Genomic DNA, 24,347 nt, shown 5'->3' on the forward strand with positions numbered 1-24,347 from the left:
TACAGCTGGCTGCCATTTACCGCTTCCAGGCTCTTGTCCGAGAGCTCGCCCGCTTTCACATTCGCGATTGTTGTGCCATCCGTACCCTTGAGCGTGATCGCGCCAAGCGTCGCATCGTCGTACGCAACGAAGGTGCTCGTCACCGCACCGCTGCTGTCGACGTTCGCGCCCAGTGCGCGCAACTGCGACAGATTTACTGCGTCGGTGTTATTCGTAGCATTCGCCACGTTGATGATCTGGCGCTCCGAACCGGCCGCCCCCACCGACACCGTGTTCGCACGGTCCGCCTCCGAGTTCGCGCCCAGCGCTACCGAGTTGGCTGCCGTTGCGCTGGCTGCGCCACCGATCGCGACCGCGTCGATCCCGGTTGCCGAGGAGTCCGCAAGCGTGGAATTCGCGTGGAAATACTTGATGCCTCCGCCCTCAACAACAATGTTGTTGATGACGTTGCCCATGTTCGTCACGTTACCCGCGACGTTTGCGAGATTGCCGGCCACATTGGCTACGTTCGCGTTCGTTTCGTACAGCTGGCTGCCATTTACCGCTTCCAGGCTCTTGTCCGAGAGCTCGCCCGCTTTCACATTCGCGATTGTTGTGCCATCCGTACCCTTGAGCGTGATCGCGCCAAGCGTCTTATCGTCGTACGCGACGAAACTATTTGTCAGATTGCCGCTGTCGTCGATGTTCATGCCCAATTGCTTGAGCTGGCCCACGTTGACGGCGTCGCTGTCGCCCACGCCGTTGGCCACGTTCGACAGCGTCACTGCCGGCGCTGAAGCGTCCGTACCGCCCAGCGTCAGTTTGTCGTGAGCCGGCGTATCGTATTGCACCGAGTTGCCTGCCGTAGCCGCGAGGGCCGAGCCGACGTCGACATAGGTCTGGCCGCCGATCGTGAAACTCGGGTTCCTGATCGTGCCATCTGGGTTCACCATCGCGCCGCCGCCGATCGCAGCAGCCACCCCCGACAGCTGGCTCACGTTCACCGCATCAGTGCTGCTGGTACCCGCCGCCATGTTGACGATCTGGCTCTGCTTGCTGGCGTTACCCACCGAGACCACGTTGGCACGGTCCGCGATCGCGTCCGAACCGATCGCCACGCTGTTCGCAGCACTAACCGTCGCATTGACACCCAGCGCTAAACCGCCCGTGGCCGCCTGTCTGACGAACGAGTTATAACCGAGAGCGACTGAGCCGGGACTCGTGGCGCTAGCATAACCGCCGAGTGCCAATGAGTTGATCGCACTGGCACGCGTGTTGTAGCCGATGGACACAGAGTTGTCCGACAGCGCGCCAACGGTCGCACTCGCACCGATCGCGGTCGAGTTCACCGACAGCGCTCCCGCGCCTGAGCCGATTGCCGTGCTCGAGTCACTGCCCGCGGCGGCACCGGCGCCGACCGCCAATGCGTCGACTCCAGTCGCCGCTGCGACCGGACCGATCGCCATGGCGTTCATCACATCCGAAGCGGATGTGGCTGAACCTTGGGTCGTGTACGAACTCACCGCGATGTAGCTCAACACTGCAGCCGAACTCTGCATCATCGACTTCACGCCACTCGTTGTCGTACCCGCAATCTGAGATTGCAAGGCGTCCAACTGCGCCATCGTAACGGCGTCGGTTGGATCGATGCCGTTGGCGACGTGCGTAATGCGCATTTCCGCGCCCCTGCTGCCGACAGACACCGTATAGGATGCGTCCGTGACAGCATTCACGCCGATAGCCGTCGAGTTGTCGAACCCTGCCGTCGCACCGGTACCGATCGCAAGCGTCTGGGCCTTGGTCGCCGCAGCGCCGCCGCCAATCGCCACCGATTCGGCACCGCTTGCCAGTGCAGCGGGCGACGTCGATACGACCTTGACATACTTCGCGGCGCTAACCAGATCACCCGCAGCTGTGTTGAGTGCGGACAGCGCGTCGCCGATATTGTTGTATGTGGTGCCGCTGATCAGGTAGTCCGGCGCAGTGATCGAACCGTCCGAATTGACCGACGTGCCGGCACCCAGAGCGGCAGCAAGTCCGCTGGCACTCTTGTACAACTGACCGCCGTTGACTGCGTCAGCGCTGCCCGACGAAACCTGGCCAGCGGCCAGGTTCGTCACGAGAACCGGTGGGGCCGTCGTCGCACCGCCGAGCGTGAGCGTGTCGTGCGCCGCCGAGTCGTAGACGACCGCGTTGGGCGAGCCCGGCCCGCTGCCCAGAGAGGCGATCGCCGCCTTCATCTGCGCCACGTTGACCGCATCGCTATCCACCGAACCTGCCGCCACGTTGATGATCTGGCGCTCCGCACCATCCGCACCCACCGACACCGCATTAGCGCGATCCGCCGTCGAGTTGGAGCCTAACGCAACCGAGTTGGCAGCCGACGCGACGGCCGCGCCGCCGATCGCCACCGAATCCGTTCCGTCTGCCGAGGAATCGGCCAGCGTCGAATTAGTGTGGAAATACTTGATGCCATTGTCGAAAAGACTGGGCCCCCACGCGTCCACGTTGGCCGCCAGAGTCGCGAGGTTCTGGTTGGTCTGGTACAACTGCCCGCCGTTGACCGCGTCGGTGCTAGACGCGGACGAGATGTCGCCCTCCGCCAGGTGGGTGAGCTTGACCTGCGCCGTGTTGTCCACGCCGCCGAGCGTCACCGTATCGCGAGCGGAGGAGTCGTACGCCACCATGAGCGGCGAACTTGCGAGGCCATTCGCCACGATGTTGTTGACAATGTTCGTCACGCCAGCGACGTTGTTTGCGACCTCGGCTACATTCTGGTTGGTCTGGAACAGCTGCGAACCGTTCACGGCATCCATGCTTTTGGCATTGGAGATGTCGCCGTCCGTCAGGTTCGTGATCTTCGTGCCGCTCGCGCCCTTGAGCGTAATCAGGCTGGCTGCGGAAGTGTCGTAGGTCACCGGATTGTCGACGGGAATGCCGTTGACGCCGCGGATAGCCGCGTCCAGCTGGGCGACGTTGACAGCATCGGTAGCCGCGGAGCCTGCAGTGACGTTGGTGATCTGCCTCGTGTAGTTGGTAACGCCGTCCGCCGACAGATAGCCGACCGATACGGAGTCGGCGCGGCTAGCCTGCGAGCCTGCGCCCAAGGCAACCGAGCTGGGCGCCAAAGCAATAGCGTTCGCGCCGTATGCGCTGGAATCGGTCTGGAGCGCCTTTGCCGACGACCCGGACGCCACCGAATTGAGTCCGGTGGCCTGCGCATCTGTCGACGAATCGCTCGATGCGGAATTCGCCTTGAAATAGCGTGTGGCTTGATAAAACTGCTGGCCGTTCACTGCGTCCGTGCTATCCGACGAGACGCCACCCGCTGCCAGATCGGTGATCTTGTTGCCCGTCATGCTGACGTCATTGAGCATGCTGATGCCGCCCGTGCCCTTGAGCTCGAGGCGGCCATCGTCATAGCCGGTGACGCGGGCGGTGATGTTATTGGTGTTGAAGCCCCACGCGCCGTTGTCGGCTGCCGCGTTGTTCAACGAGAAGGACATGCCGGCATTATTCTCACCAGTCGAGGAACAATCCATGACACCGACAGCGCTCGACAACGGCCCCCAGGAAGACCCCGGGCCACCTGCGCTGCCCGGGCACAATTCCAGCCCCCCATTTCCTGTCGACGCCTGGGCTGCCGCGGTACCCGGCAACATGGCCGCGCTGATGGCCATCGCGATCGGCATGAACGCAGTCTTGAACGGCACGGCCAGTCGGTTTGCCGTCTCGGCTCGGGACGAGATAGGTCGCGAGGATGCGGTTCCCGTTCCGCAATGTGTCTTGGCAGTTTCGGGCGCAGCGACCCACGTTCCGGAAACGTCATTCCAAACGCTGATATACGACTTATTCATACATTCCTTGAATAAAGGGCAAGCCCCGCTTGCAGTTCGATTTGAGAAATCGTGCGCACACGCCTCCCGCAAAAAAACTGGCCGGCGCTTTTAAGGCTCGACTAAAGTTTTTCACGCGTCGCAAATTTAACTGGCAGCGCCATCCCTAAAAATCAGGAAACGCGCAAACTCCGTAGGAACTATCCATATAAATAACGGAAAAATCGCAATCTCCGCCATTAAGCACGCCCAGCTTGAACTCAGGCGGTTTAAGCGAAACCGTGAAAATCTTGTTTTGCGCATCCCATCGTGGCGCTTTTACAACAGAAGGGCGCAGACGAAGAATTGAAACCACGCAAGGTGCCAAAGACGAGCACCGCGGCTGCCGTAGAGATCGAAGCGTCGCGGCAATTACCTTATCTGGCGGGGAATTCGGGCGGCTTCCGCCTTCACCGGAAGATGCGTCGCGATGGCGTTGCGCCACACGCACCGTGCTGGACGTTAGCCTGTCCACGCTAAGACATCGATGAAATGCTCAAATGTTCATCTGATTTTTAGACCGCATGTTATGGGAAATTGCGGCATTGATATTCAGAAAATTCTTCGATTTTCGAGATAAATAAATCCATGTACTTCGCGCCGACACTCTCCCTGCGTTTTAGCGTAATTTATTATTCATTAATTTCCCGTATAGCGCCAAAAAGTCGGCGAAAACGTGTTCAGCCGACACCCATTTTCTAATACAACTCATTAAACTCTCACGCACTTGCCGTCGTAACAAACAACTCGGCCAAGGCATGACGGAATACATCATCATCGTGGCCCTGATTGCCGTGTCGGCCATGGGCGTGCATTCGGTCCCCGCACTGCTGTTTGTGCTGGTCGGTTGCATCGGCCTTTATGTGTCGTTCGACTCGCTCCAGATGACCAGCGCCAAAATCAATCTGATGGTCCGCATCGGCACCGGCGACTGACCGATTGTCTGGCAAGACCGGTGACAGGCGCGCATCGCTCGACTCAGTGCGAGACGCACGTCGCGACCGCTGCGTCGATCGACAATTTCAGCTTCGCCAACGCGTCGACCAGCAACGGCACGAGCGTCCCAACCACCGGCTGCTGCCTCTCACGCGCCGCCGCTTCGATTGCGGCGAGCAATGCAATTAGTTCATTGCAATCGAGCAGACGCGCCGAACCGGCGATTCGATGCGCGGCGCCCGCCACGGCGTCCCATGACGCCGCCGCGACACTCTCCTGCAACGACTCGAGCGTCGTTCGATTAGTTTCGCCAATCATTTCGAGCAGACATCTGGCGACCCGATCATCGTCGCACGCCAGTTCGAGTGCTTTCGCGTGGAGCGCACGCGCTTCGTACGTGGGCATCGGTGAGTTCATCGCGTCGGCGTGCCACGTCATTGCGTCGAAGCAATCCGGCAACGCCGCGCCAGATCGATCAGTTCCACCAGCGATTTCGCACCGACCTTCTGCATGATGCGGGTTTTGTGGCTGCTGACCGTCTTGTTGCTGATAAACAGCGCGTCGCCGATCGCCTTGTTCGACATTCCTTTCGAGAGCATCTGCAGGATGACCAGTTCCTTATCCGACAGCAGCCTCACGCGCTCTTCCTCATCGACGGACGCGCCGTGGGCAGGCGGCAGGCCGCTGGTGGTCGTGACCGGAAACACGGAGTAGCCCGCAAGGACGGCCTCCACACCCCGCATGATCTCCTTCATCTCCTGCGACTTGCTGACGAAACCGTGGACGCCGCAGCGCATCGCGCGCGGCGCAAAGGTGGCGGGGTCGTGGCCCGACAGCACCAGCATCCGGATCGGCGGATGGGCGAGTTTCAGGCGCGGAATCACGTCGAGCCCGCTGATGCGCGGAATATCCAGATCCAGGATGGCGAGTTTCGGTGTGTGCTGGCGGGCCAATTCGACGGCGGTCTGTCCGTTGTCGGCCTCGATGACTTCCTCGATACCCAGCAACTGCATGAGCTGCATCTTGATGACCATCCGGAATGCCGGATGATCGTCGATAACCAGAATCGTTGACATGGTTGAACTCCCCTCGAAATTTTTTCGACGCCGCGCGGTGTTCGTCATCGAACCCCGCGCCGTGCCTGTTTTGTTATTTGCGTCGTACGGGTCGGTCTACGAAGCCGTACCCGCCAGTTCTATCTCGACCCGGCGATTGGGCGCGAAGCGTCGCACCAGATCGTCGCGCTTCGCTTGCGGCATTCGGCTCGCGGACTCGAACTGCGTTGGCCGTGAACGACGGTCGGCAATCTGACGCCGCGCGTTCGCAGATACTGCTCGACGGGTCGCGCGCGCAGCAACGACAGGCGCGGGTCGCAGGCGTCGCCGAGGCGGCGGGTATAGCGGGTAGTTGGTTTGCGGGTGGCGCCCGTCTGCTTTGGATCGAGCGCGATGGCATTGAAATGGAGCTTGCCGCAGGGCAGCGTCGTGGTGGCGATGCCGAGCCGTTCACGCGACGCATGGTCCGTGCAGCCGGCCGAGGCCGACGCACCTGCCAGCGCCGTTAGCGGGAATGTCATGGTCTGTCTGCGCCGAGCGCATTGTTTTTAGAAGGCTCAGAGTATGCAGACCCGCAGACCCATCGGGAATGGGAGCAATCTTAGAATCGCCCGACAATCATCCGATCGCGATGCCGCATGGGAACCGGCTGGTCTCCCGCCGGCACCGGCCCCGCTCAAGCCCTGACTGCCCGCGCGGCGTTGCGTCCGCGCAGCCATTCGAGCGCCAGTAGCAGGGACGTCGAGAAGACGATCAGAATCGTCGCGAGCGCGGCAATGGTGGGGCTGATGTTCTCGCGGATGCCGGTGAACATTTGCCGCGGCAGCGTGGTTTGATCCGCGCCCGCGAGGAATAGCGTCACAACCACTTCGTCGAACGACGTCGCGAACGCGAACAGCGCGCCGGAAATCACGCCCGGGGCGATCACCGGCAGCGTGATGCGGAAAAACGTCTTCAGCGGATTCGCACCCAGCGACAAGCTGGCGCGCACCAGGTTGTAGTTGAACCCCTGCAGCGTGGCGGCCACCGTCGTGACGACGAACGGCACGCCGAGCGACGCATGCGCGAGGATCAGACCGATGTAGGTATTGGCGAGCCCGAGCGGCGCGAAGAACAGATACATGCCGACGCCGACCACCACCACCGGTACGATCATCGGCGAGATCAGGATCGCCATCAGCAGGCCTTTACCGCGAAAGTTCGCCTTGGTCAGCCCGACCGCCGCGAGCGTGCCGAGCACGGTCGCGACCACCGTCGCCGAGGGTGCGACGATGAAGCTGTTTTTCGCGGCCATGCGCCACTCGTCGGACGCGATCAGGTTCTGATACCAGCGCAGCGACCACCCCGGAATCGGATAGACCAGAAACGTGCTCGACGAAAACGACAGCGGCACGATCGCCAGCACGGGCAGGATCAGATACAGCAACGTCAGCACGACGAGCGCGCGCAGCGCGAAATACCACACACGCTCGGCCAGTGACGTATGCGGTGCGAACAGCGGCTTGGCAAGTTTCATCGCAATGCGCTCCGTTCAGCCGAGACTCAATGACGAACGCGTGAAGCGTCCGTAGATCACGTACAACACGAGCGTCGCCGCCAGCAGCAAGCCGCCGAGTGCGCACGCCATGCCCCAGTTGATCGTCACGTTGGTGAAGTACGCGACGTAGTAGCTGACCATCTGGTCGTTAGGTCCGCCGAGCAACGCGGGCGTGATGTAGTAGCCGATCGCGAGAATGAACACCAGCAGAGCGCCCGCGCCGACGCCCGGATAGGTTTGCGGCACGTATACGCGCCAGAACGCGGCGAACGGATGGCTGCCCAGCGAGATCGCCGCGCGCTGGTAAGTGGGCGGAATCGACTTCATCACGCTGTACAGCGGCAGGATCATGAACGGCAGCAGAATGTGCGTCATCGAGATGTAGACGCCGGTGCGGTTGAACAGCAGCGCGAGCGGATCATGCAGCAGGCCGCTTGCGATCAGCGCCTTGTTCACGAGCCCTTCGCTTTGCAGAATCACGATCCATGCGGCGACGCGCACGAGGATCGACGTCCAGAACGGGATCAGCACGAGAATCATCACCAGATTCGCGCGACGCTCGGACAACGTCGAAATCCAGTACGCGAGCGGATAGCCGAGCAGCAGCGTGAACAGCGTCACCGCCGCGCCGATCACGAACGTGCGGCTGAACACCTTGAGATAGATCTGCTGATCGGGATCGGTCGGGATGATGCGGCCGAAGGCGTCCTGCTTGTGGTCCAGCGAAGCCAGCAGGTAGAACGGCGAGACCGTGCCGGCGTTTTTCGCAATGGCCTGCCAGTACGCGATGTCGTTCCAGCGTTCGTCCAGTTCGACGAATTTCGCGCGTACCTGCGCAGGTGTCAGATGCAGGGGCTGGCTGTTGTCGTCGACGAACGGCATAGCACGCGCGGATTTCGCGACCAGCGAGCGAAAGCCTGGAATCTCCACGTTCAGACGCCGCGCGAGCGCACCCATGCCGTCGCTGTCGGCGACCGCGGTGAGGTCGGTGGCAAGCGCGCCGAACGCGGCATCCGGCGGCGGCGTTTTGCGGTCCCAGTTGCTCAGCGCGGCGAGCGTATGCGGCAACGCGTTGGCGACTTCCGGGTTCTGCGCGGCGCGCGTGAGCAGCGCGCCGATCGGCACGACGAAAATGAGCAGCAGGAAGATCGCGAGCGGCGCGATCAGCAGCAGCGCCATGGCGCGCTTTCTGGATTCCGCGGCTTTCAGTTCGCGCTTGAGGCGCCCGGTTGATTCAGGCGTCGAATCGGCGGCGATCGTCATCGTAGTCACACCTGTTCTCCCACGTCGCATCCGAGCGTGCGCGCCCGGCTTCGAACCCACGCGCACGCTTTCAAGTATCGATACGGCGCGACCCCGCCCGTGGCAAAGCCGCGCCCTGCTGCCCCAACCCGCTTACTTCGAAGCCCACGAAGAAAAGCGCTGCTCCAGTTCATCCCCGTGATCGGTCCAGAACGCCAGATTCTGCAGCACCGCGTTCTTGCCGTTGGCCGGCGAATTCGGCAGATTCGCGAGCGTCTTCGGGTCGAGCGCCTTGATCGCCGCCACGTTCACGGGACCGTACGCGATGTGCTGCGCGTAGTCCTGCTGCGGTTTCGACGACAGCGTATAGGCGATGTACTTCTCCGCCAACGCCTTGTTCGGCGAACCCTTCGGAATCGCCCAGTAGTCGAGGTCGTAGATGCTGCCGTTCCACACCACCTTGAGGTTCTTGCCTTCCTTCTGCGCGGCGTCGATGCGGCCGTTGTACGCGGTGGACATCACCACGTCGCCCGCGACGAGAAATTGCGGCGGCTGCGCGCCCGCTTCCCACCACTGGATGTTCGGCTTCAGTTCGTCGAGCTTCTTGAAGGCGCGGTCCTGGCCTTCCTTGGTGGCGAGCACCTTGTAGACGTCCTTCGGCGGCACGCCGTCGGCCATCAGCGCGAATTCGAGGTTGTAGCGCGCGCCCTTGCGCATCGCGCGCTTGCCGGGGAATTTCTTCACGTCCCAGAAATCGGCCCAGCCGTTCGGCGCGGTTTTCAACTTGTCGGCGTTATACGCGAGCGCCGTCGACCACACGAAAAAGCCGACGCCGCACGTTTGCGGCGCTTCGGGAATCAGATCCGACTTCTTGCCGATCTTCGACCAGTCGAGCTTCTCGTACAGTCCTTCGTCGCAACCCCGGCCGATGTCGCCCGATTCGACTTCCACCACGTCCCAGTTCACATGCTTGGCTTCGACCATCGCCTTCACTTTGGCCTGCTCGCCGTTGTATTCGACGGCGGTCACCTTATTGCCGGTTTGCGATTCGAACGGCTGGTTGAAGGCGGCTTTCTGCGCATCGCCGTTCGCGCCGCCGAAGTTGACGACCGTCAGCTCGGCTGCATTGACCTGCGCGGCTCCCAGCGCGAGCGCGAGCGCACCGACAGCGATGGCGCAGCGCGATTTCCCGATTGTGTTCATGGTGTGTTCTCCTTTGGTGGTGTGCATCAAGCTGAGTACAGTGCGACTTGTTATGTGCTGCCTTGCCTGCGTCGAACCGCCAGGCGTCCGACACGCTCACGCCGCCGCGAACACCCGCAGATGCTCGGCCGCAAACTCGAGTGCGACGGGCGCACCAGGCGTGAAGGTGTCGAGCGCGGCGGTGCCGAGCGGCACCTTGACGAAGCACTCGTCCTGCTCACGCACGCCGCAGCGCATGCGCACGTGGTCGCCGAAATAGATCAGCCCGCGCGCTTCGCCGCTGAGCGCGTTGGCGCCCGGCCGCGTCGAACCGTTCGCGAGTTTCATGCGCTCGGGCCGGATGCAGGCGATCGCGGGCGCACCCGTGCGCGCCTCGCCGATATGGCGCCCGGTCAAACGCGTGCCGTCGCTCAGATGAAGCTCGCAATACTCGCCCTCGACATTCGCGATCGTGCCGCGCAGTTTGTTGCTGTCGCCGATGAAGTTCGCGACGAACTCGTTGCACGGCGATTCATAGAGACGATCGACCGTATCGAGCTGCTGCACGATGCCTTTGTCGAATACGGCGACGCGGTCGGACATGGTGAGCGCCTCGCCCTGATCGTGCGTGACGTACACGAAGGTGACGCCGAGCTTCTCATGCAGCGATTTGAGCTCGTACTGCATGTGTTCGCGCAACTGCTTGTCGAGTGCGCCGAGCGGCTCGTCCATCAGCACGAGCTTCGGTTCGAACACCAGCGCCCGCGCCAGCGCGATGCGCTGCTGCTGGCCGCCGGACAGCTGCGCCGGATAGCGTTTCGCGAAGCTCTCCATGCGCACCATCTTCAGCGCGTTGTGGGTGCGATGCGCGCGCTCTTCCGCGGAATGCCTGCGCACGGTCAACGGATAGGCGACGTTCTGCTCGACCGTCAGATGCGGGAACAGCGCGTAGTTCTGAAACACCATGCCGATGTTGCGCTTATGCGGCGGCACCGTATTAAGCAACGTGCCGTCGAGCCAGATCTCGCCGCCGGTGGGAAATTCGAAGCCCGCCAGCATCATCAGACAGGTGGTCTTGCCTGAGCCGGACGGCCCGAGCAGCGTCAGGAACTCGCCCTGATAGATATCCAGATCGAGCTGTTTGACGACCAGCGTTTCGCCGTCGTAGGTCTTGCGTACACCTCGAAAGCTGACGATCACGTCATCGGTTTTCATGCCCTCGTCTCCTGTCGATGGGAGTTGACGCCTTAGCGCTTACTCCGATCCCATGCAGTTTCATCCGGCGCGCACCTGCTGCACGGCAGCGGGATTGCATCGATTGCGTGGCTCACTATAGACCGTTACGGTTCTACAATATGGAACCATTTCATTATTCCGGATAGAACCACTTGGACACGGTGATTTTGTCGGACTGGCTCGCCGCGCGGCTCGACCGCGGCGCCGCCGAACCGGTCTACCGGCAGACGTTGCGGCTGATGCAGCAGGCCATCCTGACCGGCCAGTTGCCGCCCGGCACCAAGCTGCCCAGCTCGCGCACGCTCGCCGAAGACCTCGGCATCGCGCGCAACACGGTGCTGCACGTCTACGACCAGTTGACCGCCGAAGGCTATGTGATCTCGACCACCGGCAGCGGCACCTATGTCGCCGACACGCGCCCGGACTCGGCTGCGGTGAATACGCGCCGCAAACCGGCGGTGGCGGAGGTCGGCGCACGAGGCGCGTTGCCCGGGGAAATCCCGAAGCCACCCAAACGCGACTTGAGCGATCTGTCGAATCGCGGACGACGCCTGATCCACCAGGCCGGCGTCTCCGCCAAGCAGTGGGGCGCGTTCATGCCGGGCGTGCCCGATGTCGCGGAATTTCCCGCGCGCACGTGGAGCCGCCTGCAGGCGCGCTTGTGGAAGGAAGCCAATCCCGATCTGCTCACCTATGCGCCCGGCGGCGGCTACCGGCCGTTGCGGCGGGCGCTGTCGGACTATCTGCGGGTCGCGCGCTCGGTGAATTGCACCGCGGACCAGATCATCATCACGACGGGCATTCATCAGTCGATCGACCTTGCGGTGCGTCTGTTGACCGACGTCGGCGATCGCGCCTGGGTCGAGGAGCCGTGCTATTGGGGCGCGCGCAGCGTGCTGCAATCGTCGGGGGTGACGCTGGTGCCGGTGCCGGTCGACGACGAAGGTCTGAATCCGCGCGAACAGGATTTGCAACAGCCGCCGCGTCTCGCGCTCGTCACGCCGTCGCATCAGTATCCGCTCGGCATGGTGATGAGCCTCGCGCGCCGCCGCACGCTGCTCGAATATGCGCGCCAGCACAACGTGTGGATCATCGAGGACGACTACGACAGCGAGTTCCGCTACGGCAGCCGCCCGCTCGCGTCGCTGCAGGGCCTCGACGACGCCGGCCAGGTGATCTACGTGGGCAGCCTCGGCAAGATGCTGTTTCCGGGCTTGCGCATGGGCTACATGATCGCGCCGGAGCATCTGGTGGATACGTTTCGCACCGGCGTCGCGGAGCTGTATCGCGAAGGGCAGTTGATGCAGCAGGCCGTGATGACCGACTTCATCATGGACGGGCATCTCACGTCGCATGTGCGGCGCATGCGGGCGCTGTACGGCGAGCGCAGGCAGATTCTGATCGACGCGATCACCGCGCGCTTCGGCAGCGAACTGCCCGTGATGGGCGACGAGGCGGGTCTGCACCTGGTCCTGGGCCTGCCGGATCACGCGAACGATCGCGCGGTGACGGCCGCCGCGTTCGATGCCGGCGTGATCGTGCGGCCGCTTGCGAGCTACTACAGCGTCGATCCGCCGCCCCGGCGCGGACTGTTGCTCGGCTATGCGTGCGTGGCGAACGACAAGATCGGCCCCGCGTTCGACACGCTCGCGCGCGTGATCGAGCAGACCGCGTTGAAAGCGCCGACGCGCGCCGCCTGATCGACGAGCAGCGCGTCACGCCACGTCACGCGTGGCGTCGCAAGCCGCTCACACCGCTCACTTCAGACCGAAGTCGACGCGCGTGGTCGCGCCCTTGTCCTTGATGCCGTCCGCGTTCAGCTTCGGCGCGACGATGAACACGCGGCTGCTGTCGATCTTGCCGTCCAGATACTGCTGCACGCTCTGCGCGCGCTGCTGCGCGAGCTGGCGCAGGCTGGCTTCGTCGATCGGCGCGTTGGCGGCCAGCGCGCTCTTCATGTCGTCGTCCGGCACGCTTTTGGTCAGCCCGACGAAGTTGCGCGGCTTCTTGAAGTCCGCGGCCTTGTAGGCCTTCGTCAGGTATTTGTCGTACTCCTTGGGATCGATCGTGACGGTCGACAGATCGACGCTCTCGCCGTTGCCCACCACGTCCTTGATCTTCTGCTGCTTGACGAGGCGCTCCACGTATCGGGTGCGCAGCGCCGGTTCATCGACAGCCGGATCGACCCGGCCGATCAGATCCATGCGCACCGAGGTCTTGTCGGCCAGTGCCTTCACGATCGTGTCGAGCTTTTTGGTGTCCGCGTCCGTGAGTTTCGCCGAGCCCGGCTCGAACTCGACATAGCCCAATTCCTCGCCGCTACCGCCGAACGCGTTAGCGATCAGCGAGAACGGCGCGGTCACCGCTTTCTGCAACAGATTGAGCACCGCATGCCAGATCAGACCGCCGACGCTGAACTCGGGATTCGACAGCGAGCCCGACACCGGCAGATTCACGTCGATTTCGCCGCGCGAGTTCTTCAGCAACGAAATCGCGAGACGCACCGGCAGCTTGGTCGCCGTGTCGTTGTCGATGTGGTCGCCGAACGTGAGCTGGTCGATGAACAGGTGGTTGTCCGCGTTCAGTTGATCGTTGTCGAGCTTGTAGTGCAGATCGACGTTCAGCTTGCCCTTGGTGATCGGATAGCCGGCATATTTCGACGAATACGGCGTGAGGTTGGTCAGCTCGATATCGTGCGCGCTCGCGGTCAGATCGAGCGCCGGTTTGGCGATCAGCGGATTGACGGTGCCGCGAATCGACAGCGGTCCGTTGGCCGCCAGTTTCGCGGCGATGTCCACCGGCGCGGGCGTGCTCGACTGCGTGCCGAACGCGCCGACCGTGCCCTGGATGCCGACCAGATTCGCGGTGAAATTCGGCTTGATGAAGTTGTCCGTGTACGTGACGCGGCCCTGCTGCAGCACCAGTTGACCGAAGTGCAGCTTGACCGGGTTTTGCGGCGGCGTGGCGGCCGTGACCGTGGCGGGCGCGGCAGGCGTTGCAGACGAAGCCTGAACCGGCGCGGACGCCGCGGCCACTGCCGATGCCGCGGGCGGCGTCAGTTGCACGGGCTCGGCGCCGCTCTTGTCGCGCGTCAGCGATTGCGCGGCGCCGTCTTCATGCGCGACCACGTCGCTCAGATTCAGCTTGCCTTGTGCGTTCAACAGCACGCGTCCATAGAACTTCGTGAACGTCACGCGGCCCGCGTCCACCACCGTGCCGTGTTCGTCGTAGGCAGCCTTCAGGTTGGACAGCGCGAGCGAGCCCCATCCCGCGAACGGGTCCGAGGTCGCCTTGTCGAGCATGCGCACGTCGACGAGCGCCATGTCGCCGTGATAGTTCGCCTTCAACGACTTCGCCTGCGTCAGCGCGAGATCGCCATTCGCATTGAGCAACGCGCTCGCAATCACCGCGTTCAGCTTGCCGCCGAAGTACGGCTCGAAAGCCGCCGCGTCGAGCCGGTTCGCGTTCACCTTCACGGCCACCTTGAGCGGCGTCGCCGTGACGTCGCCCTTCACGCCGAGCGTGCCTTTCCTGTTCAGTGTGGCTTGCAGATCGACCGGCAGCGGACGGCTCAGGTCGTCGCTGATCTGCTGCACTTTCAACTGCAGCGGCGTGATGCTCAGCTTCACAGGCTGCGGCGTGGTGTGGTCGGTGAAATTGGCGGTCGCATCTTTCAGCGTCAACTCGCCGATCTTGTAGTGCCACGCCGGCCCCTCGGCGTGCGCCTGTTTGGCCGCGCGCACCGCGGTGCGCTGCTGCGCGGCCTCGTGCGGCCCGGCAAGCGAGGCGAGGTTGATGCTGCCGTCTTTGAGCCGCTGGGCGTCGATCGCGAGGCCGGTCGTGGCGACGCTGGTCACGTCCGCCGTGCGCGCGGCCAAGTCCACCTGCTTGACCACCACACTGCCTTGCGCGAGCGACACCACCGGCTGTTTGTCGCCACGCGCGGCCAGCTTCAGCGATTGCAGGTCCAACTGCGTATCGGTGACTATCACGGCCGCTGGCGACTTCGACCAGTTCGTGTCGATATTCGTCGTCACGGACAGCGCGCCGTCCGTCACTTGCGCGGCGGTCGCGGTGTCGAGGTAGGGCTGCAACTGCGGCAGTTTCAGCGACTTCAGATCGAGCTTCGCGCTGGCCGTTTTCGCGGCGAGCCCGAGCTTGCCCTCGGCGGCGAGCGAACCGGCGCCGTCCTTGAAGTCGGTGTTCAGCGTGTAATGCGCGGGCGCGTTGGCGAGCGTCGAAAAATCGTTCAGCGTCACCGCGAGTTTTTGCAGACCGAGATCGACAGGACGGGAGGCCGCTTCGTCGTGCACGTTGACGGTGCCGTCGTTGAGCACGAAGCGTTTGATCGTCAGGTCCAGCGGCGCGCCTTTTTCCGCGGTGTTCGCCTTCGCGCCGGACGCCGCTGCCGGTGCGCTCGCCGCGGGCTGCGGCGCCCCCGCTTCGGATCCGGGCGCGCTCGCGGAAGCCGCCGCGTGCGGCGCGGCCGGCGCGGGCGCGAACATCCGCTCGACGCTCAGCACGCCGTCCTTGTCACGCGCGAGACTCGCGCTCGGCGCATCGATGCGGATCTCGTCGAAGTGATAGAGGCTTTTCAGCGGCTCCAGCGTCGCGGCGGCGACGTGCACCGCGCGCGCCGCGAAGAACGGCGCCTTGCCCTGATCCTGCACGTCCACGTCGTTCATGTCGACGGTGCCTGTCACGCGCAGCGAAGGCGCGTCGTTCGACATCACGAAATTGAGCTTCAGATCGGTGGACAGCTTGCCGGACTGCAGGATCACCGGCAGCTTGGTCGGCACATAGGACATCAGGCGCGGCACGTCGAGCCCGTCGAAACGCAGCGACACTTCCGACTCACGCGAGGCCGCGAACGGCTTGGTCTTGCCGTCGATGGCGAGCGGACTGCCGTCGATGCGCGCGCGCAGCAGCGGCTCGACGAAGATATCGGTTTTCGAAGGCAGCGTAGCGATGAACGGAATGCCGAGCTTCCATTGATCGATCACGTGCGTCGCGCCGAGCAGCTTGTCGTCGAACGTGATCTGACCGTTTTCGAGGCGGATGTTCGACACCGAAAACAGCGTCGGCTTGCTATCGGGCTTGGCCGGCTGGCTCGCGAACTTCTCGATCAGATCGGTGAAATTGAAGCGCTGCGCATCGTAGCGAACGATATGAAAGCGCGGCGAGTCGAGCTGCACTTCGTCGACGATCGGCGCGCCGCGAAACAGCGAACTCCACGACGGCTTGACGATGAGCCGCTCAATATCGACGAAATCGCCCGCGCCGCCGCGCTCGCCGATATGCACGCGATCGGCTTCGAGCCGCAGCGTGTATGGATTGAGCGCGATGCGGCCGATCGTGGCCGGACGATCGAGCTGCTTGCTGAGCTGTTGCTCGGCGACGTGACGAATCAGCGGCGGTGCCGCGAAAAAGCCGAGCAGACCGAACAAGACGAGAAAGATCAGCAGACCTATTAGGACGCGCCGTGTACGGCGTGACTGCGCGGCTTCGCGAACGGTCTGTATGGAAGATGCTAGTGATGCTTTATTGAGGCTTGCCATGCTCGGTTTTGGGTAGTGCGGCGGCAAGCCCGCCGCGAAAACGAAAATCCCGCAAGCGGCAGTATAAGGTGTGAACGTGGTGTGGGATAGGAATGTCAGCCGCGGCTTCGAGATCCGGCCGGCTGATGGCGCCGTTTGTCCGCCGCCGCGAGGCGATGAACAGATGGCGTTCGATGCGTCAGCGGGTGCGTGGCTGTCATCTCGCTGACGCATTGCGCCGGCAGATTTCACCGGCGCGTTTCGTCGACACAGTTAGCTCGATTTCGTAAACACAGTTGACCGAAACATTTCACTGACGCACGACGGCCGGCGGTTGCCAACTGCCGTCGGTCGCTTGCGGTTTCGGTGCGTAAAGGCGCAGCACCAGTTGCATATCCGTGCGCGGCGCCGGCAGCCAATTGCCGTTTCGCGCGCGCGCGGACGACACGGTCACATCGAGCGAACCGTCGCGATTGCGGCGTGCGCCGTTGCGATCGCCCACCGCAAGACGCGCCGGCGCGCTGTCGCCCAATGCGCCGTCGCGCGTGTAGGCGGTGATCGACCAGAAGCCGTGGACCGGCGGCAACTGGTTCGGCGCGAAGTGAATGACGTAGCGGTTCGCGCCGTTCAGCGGATGGCCGTCGCTGTCCTGGGTGACGACCGCGCGCACTTCGTCGTCGCAGGTGCCGATGCCCGGTTGCGCACTCGCAGCGTAGGCGCGCAACGCGTAGTCGGGGCCGTAGTTGCCGACACCTTCGCCGAACCAGCTCCAGCCATTGCCGGTCAGCATGTTGGAAGGCGGCGTGCCGACGCGCTCGTGGCCGTCGGCGAGACCTGCCGCGATCGCGTCGCGCGCGCGAGGCAGCTTCACCGGGTTGCCGGGCGTCACACCGAGGTCCGCGAGAATTTTCAGCGCGTGGGGATCGGCCGGTGTCGGCGGATTGTCAGGCAAGGCGTCCGCGAGACGGCTGAAGAAGCCGTTTGCGTCGAGCGCGGCCACTTGCGCGGCGGGCGTGCCGGCGGCCGCGGACGCGCTATCGGCGGCGTTGCCGCGCGGCGGCGCGACCGGGGCCGAGCGCGAATCGGCACCATAGGCGCTCAGCGGCGCGACGCGAATCGCGCGTTGCAGTTTGCGGACCGCCGTCAGGTCGCGCGCGCCGTTCGACTGGATTCGCACGCTCACCCATGCGTTGGCGCTCGGCACGTCGACGCGCTTCACGCCCCTGGGCAGTTCGCCCTGCCAGCCCGGGCCGACGAACGCGATGGTCTGCGCCTTGATGCCCTTCGCGCCGGTCGCGAACTGCGGGCCGGTCGACCACACCACATTGGTCCACATGTCGAGCACGCGGGCATCGACGTAGCGGCCGTGCGAGTCGGGCAAGGACACGAGCACCGGCTCGCTGCCGACGTCGAGCCAGCCGGTCGAGTCGAGCGTGTCGACGCCCGGCTGCGGCGGATTGGCCGCGCCGATCGGCGGCAGCGCTTGGGCGTGCCGCAGCGTATTGAGAGGCGCCTGGCCCGGATCGGTGCCGATCGCGGCGTCGCGCGCCACCCCCATCAGCACGAGCGGATAGCCGAATACGTACGAATCGGCGACTTCATCCGTGATCCAGCCGGTAGATTTGGGCGTCGCGGACGGGGTCGACGCGCAACCGGCCAGAAAAGCGAGGCCTGCGAGCGATGCGCAGGTCCAGTGAATCGAAAACAGTTCTCGGCGATTTTTTATCATTCGTTCAGGTGGCGGAACGTGCGGTCCTATGGGAAATGCCGGTGCGCAGCGATGCCTGCATGCGTGGCCTCCCAAAGCCCAGCGCAGCCAGATCGCGATTCGCGATGCCGACAACATCGGGTTGTATCGTATCCTTGTTAGCCAGGCAAGCACAAAGGTGGAGATCGCGCCTTATCGCATGCGGGAGTGGTCCATCTAAGATGCGGTTGACGCTTTTACGCAGATTCGCTCCGGCGCGCGGCACCCGTCGCGCTTGCTAACACACCGACGTTTTTGCCTTTGCGTCCTTTGCGTCTTTTCGCCCTTTCGTATCCGGAGCGCTTCAATGTATATGCCCGCCCATTTCGAAGAGAACCGCCCAGAGGTTCTTCACCGCCTGATCGCCGAGCAGCCGTTCGGCGCACTGATTACGAACGGGCCGAACGGGCTCGACGCGAATCATTTGCCGTTCGAAGCGCAACTCGTCCCTGCGGGGGACGACGCTTCGGCACCGCAAAGCCGCTGTCTGCTGCGCGCCCACGTCGCCCGCGCGAACCCGGTCTGGAAAGAAGCCGCCACCCATCCCGACGCCCTCGTGATCTTCCAGGGCCCCGCCGCTTATATCTCGCCGACCTGGTATCCGAGCAAGCATGAAGCGCATCGCCAGGTGCCGACGTATAACTACATCGTGGTGCATGCGCACGGCCGGATCGTCGTGCGTGACGACGAGCCGTTCGTGCGCGGTCTCGTCGCGCGGCTCACCCGCAAGATGGAAGCCGGCGAAGCGGTGCCGTGGAAGATGGGCGACGCGCCCGCCGACTTCATTACGCAGATGCTCGGCGCGATCGTCGGGATCGAAATCGAGGTGACCCGCCTCGTCGGCAAATGGAAACTCGGCCAGAACAAGGAAGCCGCCGACCGGCGCGGCGCGGCCGACGCGCTGCTCGCGCGCGCCAGCGATCAGCAGCGGGCCGTCGGCCAGGCGATGCTGGACGCGCCGCCGGCTTTCTGAGCGAACGCTTGCGACGCCGGCTCGCCGCCGCATCGTCGGTCCTTGACTTTCCCATCATGGGAAGGTTGATACTGGATTCACGATGCGGCCCAATGCCGCCACGAGCTTGCAGACCATGACCGACCTCGCCGATCCGCAGCCCACCGCTGCCACTCCCTTCCCCGCTGCCGTCCGATTCGCCGAACTCGATATCGGCGGGATGACATGCGCCTCGTGCGCGACGCGCGTCGAGAAGGCGCTCGCCAAAGTGCCGGGCGTAACGCGTGCGTCGGTGAATCTGGCCACTGAGCAGGCACGGGTCGAAGGCGATGCGACTGTCGACGCAGAAGCGCTTGCCAACGCCGTGCGCAAAGCGGGCTATGAAGCCACACCGTCCGCTCGCACCGACGCCCCCCAGGTTGAAATGCAGTCCACCACTGAACTGGCGATCGGCGGCATGAGCTGCGCATCGTGCGCGATGCGGGTCGAGAAAGCGCTCGCCAAGGTGCCGGGTGTCACGCACGCGTCGGTGAATCTGGCGACCGAAACCGCCACCGTCAAACTCGGCAGCACGGCCGCCGACCCGGATACGCTGATCGCCGCCGTCAGTAAGGCCGGCTACGAAGCGACCCTGATCCCGGCGCCGGAGACCGCGGCGCTCGCCGACTCCACCGGCCAAGCCGCCACGGCCCCCACCGCCGCGGACCGCAAGCGCAGCGAGGCTCGCCGCGAACTCGCCGCCGTGCTCGCCTGCGCCGTGCTGACGCTGCCACTCATCGTGCCGATGTTCGGCGAATGGTTCGGCGTGCATGCGATGCCGCCGCCGTGGCTGCAATTCGGGCTCGCCTCGATCGTGCAGTTCGTGTTCGGCGCGCGCTTCTATCGCGCGGCTTACCGCGCCGTGCGGGCAGGCGCGGGCAACATGGACCTGCTGGTGGCGCTCGGCACGTCGGCGGCGTACGGCATCAGCGTCTACGAACTCGCGTCGCATCCGGGCGACATGATGCATCTGTATTTCGAAGCGTCGGCGGTCGTGATCACGCTGGTGCGCTTCGGCAAATGGCTCGAAGCGCGCGCGAAGCGCCAGACCACCGATGCGATTCGCGCCCTCAACGCGCTGCGCCCCGAGCGCGCGCGCATCCGCGTCGGCGGCGGCGAGCGCGAGGTGCCGCTCGCGCAGGTGCGGGTCGGCACGGTGGTGATCGTGCGGCCGGGCGAGCGCGTGCCGGTCGACGGTGCGGTGCTCGAAGGCCGCACGCATATCGACGAATCGCTGATTACCGGCGAAAGTCTGCCGGTGCCGAAACAGCCGGCCGATACCGTCACGGCCGGCTCGATCAACGGCGAAGGCGCGATTGCCGTGACGACCTCCGCGATCGGCGCCGAAACGACGCTGGCGCGGATCATCCGCCTCGTCGAAAGCGCGCAGGCGGAAAAGGCGCCGATCCAGCGGCTGGTCGACCGCGTCAGCGAAATCTTCGTACCGGCGATCCTCGCGATCGCGCTGCTTACGCTGATCGGCTGGCTGATCGCCGGCGCCGGCGGGGAAACCGCGCTTCTGAATGCGGTTGCCGTGCTGGTGATCGCCTGCCCCTGCGCGCTGGGGCTGGCGACACCGGCGGCGATCATGGCCGGCACGGGCGTCGCCGCGCGGCACGGTGTGCTGATCAAGGACGCCGAGGCGCTGGAGATCGCGCATCGGGTGAGCATCGTCGCGTTCGATAAAACCGGCACACTGACGCTCGGGCAGCCGTCGATGACGGCGTTCGAGCCGATCGGCGCGATGGGCCGCGATGAAGCGCTGGCGCTAGCGGCCGCGGTGCAGCGGCACAGCGATCATCCGCTGGCGCGTGCGGTGGTGAAGGCGTATGAAGCGGCGACCGCGGTTGCGGCAAATGCGGCAACGACTGAAGTGGCCGATGCTACTGAAACCGCTGGGAGGCCGCAGACACCAACGTATGCCGCATCGACAGCCAGCCCGGCAACGCCCCCCGCGCTTCACCCTCCCGTCCCCCAAGCCGCCGCCGCACGCGCGGTCGCGGGCCGTGGCGTCGAAGCGCAGGTCGGCGGGCGCACGCTCGCGCTCGGCAGCACGCGCTGGCTCGACGAACTCGGCATCGAGTTGCCGCCCGCGCTCGCTTCGCGCGCTCACGAGCTCGAAACCGCCGGCAACACCGTCTCGTGGCTCATGGCACGTGATGCGCAAGCGCCCGCCGCGCTCGCGCTGATCGCGTTCGGCGACACCGTCAAACCGACCGCACGCGCCGCCATCGAACGGCTGGCGCAAATGGGCATCCACAGCGTGCTCGTCACCGGCGACAATCGCGGCAGCGCCGCGAGCGTCGCCGAGGCGCTCGGCATCGACGAATTCCACGCCGAAGTCCTGCCCGACGACAAAGCCCGCGTGATCCGCGATCTGAAAATCCGCCGTGCGGGCATCGTCGCGATGGCCGGCGACGGCATCAACGACGCCCCCGCGCTCGCCGCCGCCGACATCGGCATCGCGATGGCGACCGGCACCGACGTCGCGATGCACGCCGCCGGCATCACGCTGATGCGCGGTGATCCGGCGCTGGTGGCCGATGCCGTCGATATCTCGCGCAGGACCTGGCGCAAAATCCAGCAAAACCTCTTTTGGGCCTTCGTCTACAACCTGATCGGCATTCCGCTGGCCGCGTTCGGTTTGCTCGATCCGATGCTCGCCGGCGCGGCGATGGCGTTTTCGAGCGTCAGCGTCGTCACCAACGCGTTGCTGTTGCGCACCTGGCGCGGCGGGCCGGGGCATTAGGAGCATTTGCAGCGCGTTAGAAGCGCTGGCAACGCTTCAGGAGCGCATCGAGCATCAGGCGGCCGCGCACGCCGTCGCCCTTCAAAGGCGCCCCCTCGGCGCCGCATGCATTACGAACCACTTTCAACGGTCCTAAAGGTCAGCGCAGCCGCAGCCGTAAACCAGACAACGACGCCGGCATGCCTCTCCATGCTCGGCGCTTTCGCTTGTCCCCCTTACTCAGCGACCGCCCATGGACTTTCTCTTTTTGCGCCGCGCCAGCGTCGGCGTCCGGCTCGCCGTGCTCTCATGCGTGCTGGTAGCGTTGCTTTTCGCCACCTTCGCGTGGGCGCTCACGCGCGCCGCTGGCGGCCAGGTCCGCGATCAGGTGCTCGAACGCATCGCCGAAAAAGACCGCTCGATCGCGGCAATGATCACGCTGTTCGACCAGGCGCTGTCGGCTGAGGTCGACCGTTCGATGGCGCTGTTCGCGAGCTTCCTGCCCCCCGACTTCGCGCTCGACGACACGCAGAAGGTCGACATCGGCGGCATCGCGACGCCGACCTTCAAGGCCGGCGACAAAGTGCTGAACCTGGACTTCACCATCCCCGACCAGTTTCTCGAACGCAGCGGCGCGGTCGCCACCGTGTTCGCGCGCAGCGGCGACGACTTCGTGCGCGTGACGACCTCGTTGAAGAAACAGGACGGCTCGCGCGCGATCGGCACGCTGCTCGACCGCAAGGGACCGGCGTATGCGCCGTTGCTCGCGAACCGCTCCTATACGGGATTGGCCGCGCTGTTCGGCAAACGTTGGATCACGCAATACCGGCCGATCACCGACGCGAGCGGCCGCGTGATCGGCGCGTTGTTCGTCGGCGTGAACGTGGACAAGGAGATTCAGTCTGTCGAGGACGGCATCCGCAATCTGAAGATCGGCGCGAGCGGTTATTACTTCGTGCTCGACGCGTCGAAGGGCGCGGATCGCGGCAAGCTGATCGTGCATCCGGCCGCCGCCGGGCAGAAGGCGGACGACGCGAACGCGCCGTATCAACGCATGCTCGACATGAAGCAAGGCCAGCTCGACTACAGTTCCGCCGACGCGACGCTCGGCGAGCAGGGCGCGCGCGACAAATTCGTGTCGTTCGTCACGGTGCCGGAGTGGCAATGGCTCGTGGGCGGCGTCGCGCCGCGCGACGAAGTGCTGGCCGACGTCGTCGCGACGCGCAATCGCTTCGTGCTGCTCGGTCTCGTGCTGGTCGGCGTGTTCGCGATCGTGTTCCTGATCGCGGTGCGGCGTCTCGTCAGCCGTCCGCTCGACGAAGCCGCGAAGGCCTCCGAACGTTTCGCCTCGGGCGACCTGAGCGTGCGCGTGGCGCGGCACGGCACCGCGCGCGCCGACGAAATCGGCCGCCTGATGCAGTCGATCGACGGGATCGGCGAAGGCCTCGCGCGTATCGTTTCGCAGGTGCGCAATGCATCGGCGGATATGTCGGAGGGCACCGAGAAGATCGCCACCGGCAGCGGCCATATCGCCGCGCGCATCGCCACGCAGGCGAGCAGCCTCGAGGAAACGGCGGCCAGCATGGAGCAGATCACGTCGACCGTGCAGCAGAACGCCGCTCATGCGACGCAAGCCAACACACTCGTCACGCACGCCGCCGATGCCGCGCTCGAAGGCGGCCGCGCGGTCGAGCGGGTGGTGTCGACGATGGGCGAGATCAGCCGCTCGTCGCAGAAGATCGCGGAGATCACGACGGTGATCGAAGGCATCGCGTTCCAAACCAACATCCTCGCGCTGAACGCCGCCGTCGAAGCCGCGCGCGCGGGCGAGCACGGCAAGGGCTTCGCGGTGGTGGCCTCGGAAGTGCGCGCGCTCGCGCAACGCAGCGCGGCCTCGGTGAAGGAAATCGAAAGCCTGATCGCGAGTTCGACGGCGACGGTCGAAAGCGGATTCCGGATCGCCGAAGAAGCCAGCTCGACCATGCAAGGCATCGTTCAACAGGTCGGCCAGGTGCGGGCGATCATGAGCGAGATCAACGTCGCGTCGCGCGAGCAATCGGGCGGCATCGAGCAGGTCAACCTCGCCGTCACGCAGATCGGTGAGGCGACCCAGCAGAACGCAACGATTGTCGGCGACGCGGAACTCGCGGCCGCCGAGTTGCGCGAGCAGGCCGCGCGTCTTGCGCAAGTGGTCAGCGTGTTCAAGCTCGAACGCGGACGCGACTGACCTGGCGTTCGTGCCGGCTGAAGCGCGGCGTAGTGTTCATTGCCGCGCCGGCTGTGCTTCCGTCAGCGCGGTCGA

Annotated in this window: 14 protein-coding genes and 1 pseudogene; 5 read left to right on the top strand and 10 right to left on the bottom strand. The window is 64.5% G+C overall.

Annotated features, from left to right (window positions below):
* A partial coding sequence (locus HV770_RS24350) for an ESPR-type extended signal peptide-containing protein (RefSeq protein WP_343048331.1) occupies positions 1–3,836 on the bottom strand: 3,836 nt, incomplete at its 3' end.
* 728 nt (positions 3,837–4,564) lie between these two features.
* Here HV770_RS24350 and HV770_RS24355 point away from each other — a divergent pair.
* Positions 4,565–4,675: pseudogene (locus HV770_RS24355) on the top strand (pilus assembly protein); the annotation flags it as partial.
* 157 nt (positions 4,676–4,832) lie between these two features.
* Here the strand turns inward: HV770_RS24355 and HV770_RS24360 are convergent.
* The 7 genes from HV770_RS24360 to HV770_RS24390 form a co-directional block, all read right to left on the bottom strand.
* The gene (locus tag HV770_RS24360) at positions 4,833–5,228 is read right to left on the bottom strand and encodes an Hpt domain-containing protein (RefSeq protein ID WP_246291138.1); all 396 of its coding nucleotides are present in this window, start codon (positions 5,226–5,228) and stop codon (positions 4,833–4,835) included.
* Positions 5,225–5,866 (bottom strand): response regulator transcription factor, encoded by a 642-nt coding sequence (locus tag HV770_RS24365; RefSeq protein WP_121320146.1) that lies wholly within the window; start codon positions 5,864–5,866, stop codon positions 5,225–5,227. Before HV770_RS24365 ends, HV770_RS24360 begins: the two co-directional genes overlap by 4 nt.
* Before the next feature lie 119 nt (positions 5,867–5,985).
* Positions 5,986–6,366: a hypothetical protein gene (locus HV770_RS24370; RefSeq protein ID WP_175163778.1), complete on the bottom strand. Its 381-nt coding sequence runs from the start codon at positions 6,364–6,366 to the stop codon at positions 5,986–5,988.
* A gap of 155 nt (positions 6,367–6,521) precedes the next feature.
* On the bottom strand, positions 6,522–7,361 hold the full coding sequence (locus HV770_RS24375) for an ABC transporter permease (RefSeq protein ID WP_175163780.1): 840 nt from the start codon (positions 7,359–7,361) through the stop codon (positions 6,522–6,524).
* A 15-nt stretch (positions 7,362–7,376) separates the two neighbouring features.
* Positions 7,377–8,645: an ABC transporter permease gene (locus tag HV770_RS24380; protein WP_175164064.1), complete on the bottom strand. Its 1,269-nt coding sequence runs from the start codon at positions 8,643–8,645 to the stop codon at positions 7,377–7,379.
* 132 nt (positions 8,646–8,777) lie between these two features.
* The gene (locus tag HV770_RS24385) at positions 8,778–9,827 is read right to left on the bottom strand and encodes an ABC transporter substrate-binding protein (protein ID WP_175163782.1); all 1,050 of its coding nucleotides are present in this window, start codon (positions 9,825–9,827) and stop codon (positions 8,778–8,780) included.
* Between the two features lie 96 nt (positions 9,828–9,923).
* Complete coding sequence (locus HV770_RS24390) at positions 9,924–11,021, bottom strand: ABC transporter ATP-binding protein (RefSeq protein WP_175163784.1); 1,098 nt, start codon at positions 11,019–11,021, stop codon at positions 9,924–9,926.
* 173 nt (positions 11,022–11,194) lie between these two features.
* On the opposite strand from HV770_RS24390, the gene pdxR reads away from it, so the two are divergent.
* Positions 11,195–12,742 carry a MocR-like pyridoxine biosynthesis transcription factor PdxR gene (gene pdxR / locus HV770_RS24395; RefSeq protein WP_175163786.1) on the top strand — a complete coding sequence of 516 codons (1,548 nt, stop codon included), beginning with the start codon at positions 11,195–11,197 and terminating at the stop codon, positions 12,740–12,742.
* A 57-nt stretch (positions 12,743–12,799) separates the two neighbouring features.
* Here pdxR and HV770_RS24400 read toward each other — a convergent pair whose 3' ends face one another.
* Both HV770_RS24400 and HV770_RS24405 read right to left on the bottom strand, forming a co-directional pair.
* Positions 12,800–16,600 carry a DUF748 domain-containing protein gene (locus tag HV770_RS24400; RefSeq protein WP_175163788.1) on the bottom strand — a complete coding sequence of 1,267 codons (3,801 nt, stop codon included), beginning with the start codon at positions 16,598–16,600 and terminating at the stop codon, positions 12,800–12,802.
* A 289-nt stretch (positions 16,601–16,889) separates the two neighbouring features.
* Entirely contained in the window at positions 16,890–18,308 is a 1,419-nt protein-coding gene (locus HV770_RS24405; RefSeq protein WP_175163790.1) for a DUF1254 domain-containing protein, read from the bottom strand.
* 325 nt (positions 18,309–18,633) lie between these two features.
* Here HV770_RS24405 and HV770_RS24410 point away from each other — a divergent pair, with 325 nt between their 5' ends.
* The 3 genes from HV770_RS24410 to HV770_RS24420 all read left to right on the top strand — a co-directional run bounded on the left by HV770_RS24410 (position 18,634) and on the right by HV770_RS24420 (position 24,272).
* Entirely contained in the window at positions 18,634–19,299 is a 666-nt protein-coding gene (locus HV770_RS24410) for an FMN-binding negative transcriptional regulator (protein ID WP_175163791.1), read from the top strand.
* 115 nt (positions 19,300–19,414) lie between these two features.
* Positions 19,415–22,066 (top strand): heavy metal translocating P-type ATPase, encoded by a 2,652-nt coding sequence (locus HV770_RS24415; protein WP_175164066.1) that lies wholly within the window; start codon positions 19,415–19,417, stop codon positions 22,064–22,066.
* 232 nt (positions 22,067–22,298) lie between these two features.
* Positions 22,299–24,272, top strand: coding sequence for a methyl-accepting chemotaxis protein (locus tag HV770_RS24420; RefSeq protein ID WP_175163792.1), 1,974 nt, complete (start codon positions 22,299–22,301; stop codon positions 24,270–24,272).
* Positions 24,273–24,347: the final 75 nt, after the last annotated feature.

Origin of the sequence: Paraburkholderia fynbosensis (assembly GCF_902859935.1) — a bacterium.
In the GTDB taxonomy this organism is placed as follows: Bacteria; Pseudomonadota; Gammaproteobacteria; order Burkholderiales; family Burkholderiaceae; genus Paraburkholderia; species Paraburkholderia fynbosensis.